Here is an 8882-nt window from a genome sequence, read left to right on the forward strand (position 1 = left end):
AAATTCTTTAGCCTGCCGTCCAGTTGGCGGCGTGCCGCTGCTGTCATGGCAGAATTGGTAGCAGTGGCTATGTCGTTAACCGACTGCATTCTTGTTTCTTCTGATTGTACAGGATTATCAACCAATCTTTCCCCTCCGAACAAATCCCTGACAGCCCTGTCTGTAAAATCAGATAAGGACATATCCTCAATAGTTACCTGACGCTTACCAGGAGATATGCCCAGCTTCTTCGATATAGTGCTCCACACATCATACAGCCAGCCTTTTACACGCATGTATAACGACAGGTCATTTTGCTTATGAAATACCGATTCTCCCTTATCGCCGATAGCCATTGCAAGAGCCTCATCAACTTTGGCTTCCTCTGATAGATTTTTATAAGCAGGAATATCATTTACACGTTGCCAGTAATCCGATTCTTTTATCAGTTCCACCCCCTTTTTCCACAATTCAGGATTGTTTTCTTTTATAAAAGAGTTCCACAAATGTCCGAATTCATGTACAGGCGTATTGGCGTTCATCCGGGTAACATCCAGGTGAATGACGCCATCCGGGGTTACATAGCCGTAGACATTGCCCTGTGTGTCCTTTATCTCTGGATTGTTTCTTATATCCTCATCTGATACCACATCGACGGCTAAACCTGTCCGGTTTAACTTATCAATCAATCTGCCGAACCTTTCAGCAGTGATACTCCGGAAGCTACCGGAAGATAAAGCCTGCCTTCTTATATCCCCACTGCTATTAGCCCTGTTCCTGAACTCATTCGCTTTGCTTTCATCCTCAAAAAGAAATCCTTTTGCAAAGCGGCTCCATGAACCGTTAAGGCTTTTTGCCTTGTCCTTCAGGCCTGAAAATACCGGGGCCGGAACCTGTGCCTTTATCCTGGCTAAATAGAATAGCTGTCCCGTTTGGGTATGTTTGTACGGGCTTACAGTATCTATAATACCCTCCTGTGTTTCTTCAATATCCGTATTATTGACATCCTTTTCTTCTCCGGGATATACTGTGTCTTCCGTTTCCTCATCTTCCTCCCCGTCCTCTTCATTTGACCTGTAATCCGTACCGTTCGCCTTCTCTCCTTCATTACCGTAACTTACCACTTCGCCGTCTTCCCCTTCTTCCGTCGCCTCCAGGTCGATCATGCTGCTGTCGATGGTTCTTCCTGTTGCGGATGCTTCTTTTTTGTCTGTAACCACTTCGGCTTTCATCTTCTCCGCTATCTCCGCTATTTCTTTCCGTAAGTGTTCAAGTTTTTCCCCCTTGTCGAAGGGTTTCAGCAGTTCCGATTTCAGTACGGGGATATTCGTTCCGTAAAACCCTATCTTATCTTTTGCCTCCTGTATTTCACCGGGGATATTAGCGATCCTGCTGCGCAGGGAGTTCAACAGGCCTGCCCCGGTCTGTATCATACCTTTCATGGCATAATCGCCCGTTTTATAGAAATACCGGAAGTTGTCGTTTATCAGGTCGATATAATCCAGTTCCATCGCCTGGGGATAGCTGTTGAACCTGACTTCCAGGGCAGGCATCTCCATATGTGTTTTCAGGGCGGATACAAAGGTTTTTTTATAGTCGTTTATTGCTTCGTCGATGGCTACCGCTAATTTTTCGTCCTGTTTTTTACCGTTTATGGTGACCGATGTGATCTTTCCTTCGGGGAAATAAGTATCCAGCAGTGATTTTACCCGGTTCAGGGTTTCCAGTTCCACCTCCCTGTATTCCTTATAAACCGTATAATCCTTTATTTGCTTGTTGATTTCCACCTGCCGCCTCAAATGGTTCCTTTCCGCCGTCTCCAGCTTTTTCAGCTCCGCCGATTTCAGGAAATGGAGCTGCGCATACTTGCTGCCGGATAACACCGCCATCATCTGCATAAAATCCATGTCCGACGGGCTGTCTTCTTCCGCCTCGTCCGATATCTCCCTGTCCAGGCTGTCGCCTTTCATCACCTGGTTGATAAAGGACTGCTTGATAGCCAGGCGTTGATAGGCCGTCGCATCCAGCGTCTTCTCCACGCCGTAGGTCAGCACCTCGACAGGGATGCCCATCTGTGCATGGAGGTTGCCCTGCCTGAGTATCCTGCCGTTTCGCTGCTCGAAGTCCATCGGCCTGGCAGGCGCGTCGATGTGGTGGAGGGCTACGGCCCGTTTCTGCATATTCACACCGACACCCATTTTCTCGGTATTGCCGATAACGATGCGTACCAGGCCCTCGTTCACCCGCTCGAACAGCTTTTCCCTGTTCTTTTCGTCATAGTCGTGGATGATGGCGACCTCATGCTCCGGTATGCCCAAGGCAACCAGCTTTTCCTTTATGTCTTCATAGAGGTTGAAGCGTTTGCCGGGTATTTTCGCGGAGGACTGGAACAGGTCGGAAAATATCAGTTGCGTACCCCTGTAGTGACTGCTGGCATCATATATGCGTTTTACTTCGGCGATGACCCGGTTCGTTTTGCTTTCCGGATCGTCGGGCAGGGCCGGATTGATAAGCCGCAGGTCGATAGCCGCCTGCTTAGCCCTCCCGAATACGACTATCGGCACACTCCTGTTTTTCTTCTTTTCCCTCGGACTAAGGTTCTCCCACCACTTCATCTTGTCCTTCAGTTGGTTCATGACCTCTACCAGCAAGCTACTCTGTGGAACGATTACCTGTGTAAAGCTGCCGCCTTTCAGCTTAGGGATGGTATTGCCTTCCTTAAACTCCGGTATATCCTCCGTCAGGACAACATCGGCTTTTACCCGGAAGGCCGTAAACAGTTCCGGCGCATTGATAAAGGACTTGAAGCGGTCTACCACCTTAAAGTTCCCGGTAGCCGTAAATTCAAGGGAGGGCTCGACGCTCCCGAAGGTGGTGGCGAAGCGGTCGAACGACCCGATATCGTATTTCTCCAGCACATCGGGCTCTATATACCGCATCATCGTCCAGGCTTCGGCCATTGTATTGGTGATCGGCGTGCCTGTGGCGAATACGATATTCTTCCCTCCCGTGCGTTCATGGATATAGCGGACTTTCATATAGACGCCGTAGGCCCTTTTACTTCCGCTTGTATCTATTCCCTTGACGCTGCCCATTTTCGTAATCAGCCCCAGACGCTTGAAGTTGTGGGCTTCATCGACTATCAGGGCGTCCACGCCCATTTTCTCAAAGGTCAGGACATTGTCTGTCCTGCGGTCTGCCTGCCGTGTTATCCGGCGGACTACTCCCAGTTGCTTTTTGGCCTTGTCCTTTACTTTCTTTCCCTTTTTACTTTTTTTCTCCTTACCCGGATTGTCTATCTCATCGAGCGATTCCTGCAACTGCTCTATTTTCCGGGTAAGCTCTTCATGCAATACCCTGTCCTGGTCTTCGTTTACGTCGGACAGTACGTTTTGCAGCTCCGCAATCTGCTCGTTCAGGTAATCCCGTTGCCGTTGCGGGTCATCGGGTATCATATACAGGAAGGAATGGGGGATGATAACCGCGTCGTAATCACCGTAAGCGATCAGGGAGAACAGGCGCGTGCGGTTCTTCGCGTCCATCATCTTTTTTGTCGGGGCAAGGATATTTGCGCCCGGATACAGGGCCCTGAAAGAAGCGACATACTGTTCAAGGGTCGCATTCTGTACGGCTATCATTGGTTTTTTTGCTATTCCCAGCCTGCGCATCTCCATTGCAATGGTGATCTTGGTAAAGGTCTTGCCCGTGCCTACCTGGTGTGCCAGCAGTACGGAGTCCCTCAGTCCCCTGGATACCGCCCTTTTCTGGTGCTGCCTTAATGTAATGTCCTTATTCGCGCCCGGATAATGCACGATACCGGGTACAGAGTAGGATTTTTCGACATAGTCGTTGTACTTGTCGTTATATACCCGCTCGATTTCGGACATGGCCTGCTCATTGTCGTAGATGTAATTGACAAACAGGTCGGCTATGGATGAAAGCATCGCCTGGGCTTCGGCGGTCTTTTCCTGGTTCTTTATCCTTTTGGGCTGCCCGCCTTCGTAGAATATATCGAAAGCGACAGGCTGTTTCAGGTTCAGCCCTTTTTCAATCAACTGGATACCGGAGAAATACGATGTCCCGTAGGTCGTTTTGTTCTCCGCACTGTCCCTGCCGGAATTTAACTGTACGACATACTTGTTCAATTCCGGACGGTAAGCGATTTTAGCATCTGCTTTCAGCTTCTCCCTGGCAAACTCCTCATAGTATTTATCCGGAATGAATGTGGAGCCTAAACGTATCTTTATCTGCGTTCCGGGGATATCCTTCGGTATGACAGGCTCCAGCGCCTTTACGTTCCGCTCAAACTCCGGCTCTGTCCGGGCTGCTTCCAGCGCCTCGTAGTATTTGCTGCGCACATAACCCGACAGGTAGCTGTCCCTGTCTTCCAGCAGGCTTGTGGATGGATTGGTAAAGGCCAGCCCCTCATCCCTTAGTTTCTCTTTTGCCTCATCAGCGGATAAGCCCGTTAATCCGGCTATATAGTTCAGGTCGAGCGATCCCCTGTATGAAAGCGAGATTTCAAGGGCATCCGCTATATTATCTGCCTGGACGGGTTCCCGTACCGGAAACAGGATGCGTTTACTGAATATATCCGCTTTCCCTATATCCGTTATAGTTTTTTCATTTCCCTGGCTGTCTACTTCCTTGATTCTTTTTACTTTCTCCAATGCAAATACCGTATTGTATTCGACATCGGTATCGACCAGGAAGCGGAGTTTTATGTTATCATTGAACCTGCCGTATTCATTGTAGAAACTGTCATATTCCCGGTTAAGTTCCGCCCTCAGTTCTTCGATGTTGTCCTTGTCTTCCCTTTCGGCATCTATCAGCTTACCTGCTATATCCTTTATCCGCAGGTAATGCCGGGCGACTTTCACCCTGGGTACTTTTTTATTGCGGACAGTTGTGGTATTCTCATTGATCCATCCGGGTACGGACAGTTCCCCGTCTATTACCTCATAGATATGGCCGTCCCTGTCGACCATTGTGCCCTCCTTTTCTCCCGATTCTGCTTTTTCATTGAAGTTTGCGTTTTCGATATCCGAGATACCGGCAGGAAAAGACCGGATGGCTTCATCCAGGGCTTTGATTAAGTCCTGCCCCCTGTGCGGAGCCAGTGTCACATCGTCGCCGGAGTACAGGCCTCCCTTGTTGTCTTCATAGGCCAGCTTTAATTCCCCCAGCATCATATCCGGGTTCTGCGCAAAGTATTCGTTCGCTTCTATTACGGTCGGCGAGCCGTCCCGCATCTTTACCTCTTTGATATCGTTGGTAAACCGGAAATCCTTTGCATAACGGCCTGGCTTTTCACTGTCCCTTTTCCTGAATACAAGGATGTCGGTTGTTACTTCCGTCCCGGCATTTTCAGAAAAGGCGGTATTCGGCAGGCGGATTGCTCCTATCAGGTCGGCATAGCCTTTGGTTGTCACCCATTCCCGTAATTTTGCCGAGGCCGCGCTGTCCATCGTGCTTTTCGAGGTGATAAAAAGCCCCAGGCCTCCCGGCGCAAGCTGCTTTATACCCTTTGCGATAAAGTAGTTATGCAGTGAAAAGTCGCAGATATCCCTGTTCGCGCTGTCATAGGGGGCCTTCTGTCCGAAAGGGACATTCGTGATGATAAGGTCTGTATCCCGGTCTTTCGATTCTTCATAGCCTTTTACCTGTATCCGGGCATCGGGATATAATTTAGCGGCTATCCGGCCTGTGATGCTGTCCAGTTCATAGGCCCTGAGCGATGATTTTGAGGAAATATGCTCCGGCATCAGGCCGAAAAAGTTTCCCGTACCCAGGGCGGGCTCCAAGACCCTGCCGCCTTTAAAGCCCAGCCTTTCCGCCAGCTTCCACATTTCAGCGATAATGCCGCCGCTGGTATAGTGGGCGTTGATGGTCGAGTTTTCGGCTGCCGTAAATTCTTCGGGAGTTAGTAAACTTATAATCCGGTCGTGGTATTCTCCGTATTTTTCCCGCCAGGAGGATTCCCCTTTGCGTGTGGTATTTAAAACTTCGGCCAGGCCGCCCCAGCCGGAGTATTGGGAAAGTATCTGTTTTTCATTGTCCGTGGCATCCCTGCCTTCTTCTTCGAGCTTCTTGAGCAGCCCGATGGCCTTTATATTGGCCCTTATCTTTGATACTGCGCCTTTAGGAACGATGTTGTCCTTATCACCGGTCCTGAAATTGTTACGGTTTAATACAGGATGATCCCCAGGTATTCCTCCACTTCCCGTGTCTTTTCGTGGCTCAGCGGTTCGCCCTCCGGTTCCGGTTCTTCCATCTCCGTCAGGTCGTAGGGCAGTCCCACCCTGTTGATGGCCAGGTACTCGGCTTCCTCCGGACTCATCCCGCTGTTTATCATCTGCCTCTCCGCCCTCATCCCGTCCTGTCCGATCTTGTTCAGGAAGTCTTTCAGCGTATCGTCCTGCATCATCCGGTACAGTTCCTCCGGCTGGTGCACGATCATCCATTCCACCCGCGCTTTGGCGCATACGGTCTGGTAATCTTCCAGTATTATTCTTGTTACTGTCCTGTCTGGTTTGTACATCTGTTTTAGCTATAGTTCCGGTGACAATATGGTTCTTTATAAAATCGTCACCGCCGGTTAATATATCCGTTCCGTTTATTGGTTTTTCCTCGTCAAAAGCAGGAGTAAGCCGTTGTTCACTTTCAGCCGGATGCCCTGCTGCTTCCTCCTGCTCTTTTTCGGTGTCTAAACCGCTTCTAAGGTAATGATTATTCAGCTCTCTGACAATAGTTTCCGCGTTTCCTGTAACGGGTTTTTCGTTTTTTCTTCGTTGTCCGTATTCATTTAACAGTGATTTTACTTTGTTTTTTAGCTCCCGGCTAAACTCTTCATGCTCTACAAACTGTTTATAGGCAGAGACATGCTCTTTCCGGTGGTTCAGCATGGCTGAACCGAACAGGCTGTCGAAGACAATGTCCTGCTTCTGCCTGTCATTATTGAAATATTTTTCAAGGCTCTCTGGCCGGGATAGTATGTCATTAGCTAAAACTCCGGCAAATGATTCGATTTCTTCCCGGTTTATTGGGGATGCTTCTTCTCCAGTTCTGATGCTATCCACATCGAAGGAGTTTACAATTTGAAAACTATCCATTTCTTCCCGGATGGTTTCCATACCGGGCATTTGCCGGGCTCCTTCGTAGAATGCTTTCAGGTAGGGACGGATATTGTCGCCCAGGTCATCTATCATCCGGCCCGCAAAATCTGCAAACTTCCGTGCGCCCGCTTCAATATTATATACCGCCATTTCCGCGCCGATGGCAAATAACTCCGGGTCGATACCTATATTCAGGTTGTTCAGCTTATCGCGCATCCGCTTTTTTAGCTCTTCATATCTTTCGGTGGATACGAGTTTGTTATTAGCTCCGAATGCAGGGGAAGATTTTTCTGCTTCGTCTCCGGCTGTTTCATCCGGTACAGATGAATTATCAGGGGTAAATATGCTGTCTCCCAGTTCAACCCTCTTTTCATTATTCTCCGGCTCATTAAAACTTATATTATTATCATTCGATACATTTGTCAACTGTTCGGTTATTTGCTGCCTGAGAGGTTTGCTCTCCTGTATAGCTTTTCTGACCTCTTCCCAATACGACAGGCGGTTGTTCAGTTCTTCCAACTGCTGATTGGCAGCACGCTTACCGGCAATATCCTTGTTTATATCACCGGTAGGTTTGGGAGCCTTAGCCTTATCTATCTGCTTCCGGATATTGCCGATAGTAGCATCCACAACACCCGACAATTCGGCTGTATCATTATATACTTCGCTCAATGCCCCGATAGTTGCCTCAACGGGAGCCTGTTCGAATAACAGGTTGCCTTTCTCATCCTTCGGTATCTGTCCTGCTGGTGTTAAATTGTCTTGTTCTCCTGCCGGTATATCCTTATTTTGCTGCCCTGTTGCTTGCAGGTTGTCTGCACTTTCAGGGGTAGTTGCCTGCAAATTGTCAGATTCCTGTGTTAACTGTTTACTGTTAACCGTTAACTGACTTACCAGTCCTATAATACCGGCAACAGGCACACCATTCCCGTCGATGTCCATCATACCCTGCGGACGCAGGCCGTAAGCATCGTTGACAGTGCCCTGTACCCTTTCGCCTCTCTCGTTCCTGTATTCGACCAGCGAGCCGTTTTCCACGCCCTGTATATTGTCCTGGTTGATGATATGACGGGGTTCTGCTTCTACCTGCTCTCCTGTAACCGGGCTTACGATGATATAGTTGCCGCTTTGGGTTATACCTGTTACCTCTCCTGTAAATGTTATACCGTTACCCGCTACATCCGCCGTTACCGTTTCTCCGGGCTGGTACTCCCTTACTTCCTCATTCTCCTGTCGGGATATGATATTTGCCGTTTCCATCTCTATTAATTGGGCGATGGCATCCTGCGCCGGGATATTTTCCCCTATGCTTTCAATAAAGTCAATAGATGTTACCTGTTTGTTCCCTTCCGCATCCACATAAAATATCTGCTTGTCCGATGCTTCACTGTCTATGCTCCCGTCCTCACGCTGTACGATGTTCCCGCCGGTAACCTGTACCGGATTCCCGTTGCCTGCGATAACAGCGGATACAACGGCATTCATCTGCAGGTTGATATTTTCATCTGCCAGCCAGGCCATTTGTTGTTCTGCCTGCTGTATATCTTCCTGCTTGGCTTTATTCATTCCCGAATAGGCGGAACAGGCAGTCACATATTCTACAATGGCCCTTTTCCCGTTATCATCCAGCCGCTCATCCCCGACCACGGAAAGGAGTTCCTGTTTGAGTTCCTCCTCACTGCTGTTATCCACCAGCTTATTGAAAGCAAGCGCAGCCTGCGGTGCATCCTCCCCGAAATACTTATTCAGGCTGTCAGCCGATCTGTCATATGTTTGCCGTATGGCGCG

At 49.0% G+C, this 8882-nt stretch carries 1 protein-coding gene; it reads right to left on the minus strand.

Going from position 1 to position 8882, the window contains the following annotated elements:
* Positions 1-8882: helicase-related protein (locus tag ACFO6W_RS02945; protein WP_379993835.1), on the minus strand; the 8882-nt coding region annotated here is incomplete at both ends.

Origin of the sequence: Dysgonomonas termitidis, assembly GCF_042654545.1 — a bacterium.
Lineage (GTDB): Bacteria > Bacteroidota > Bacteroidia > Bacteroidales > Dysgonomonadaceae > Dysgonomonas > Dysgonomonas termitidis.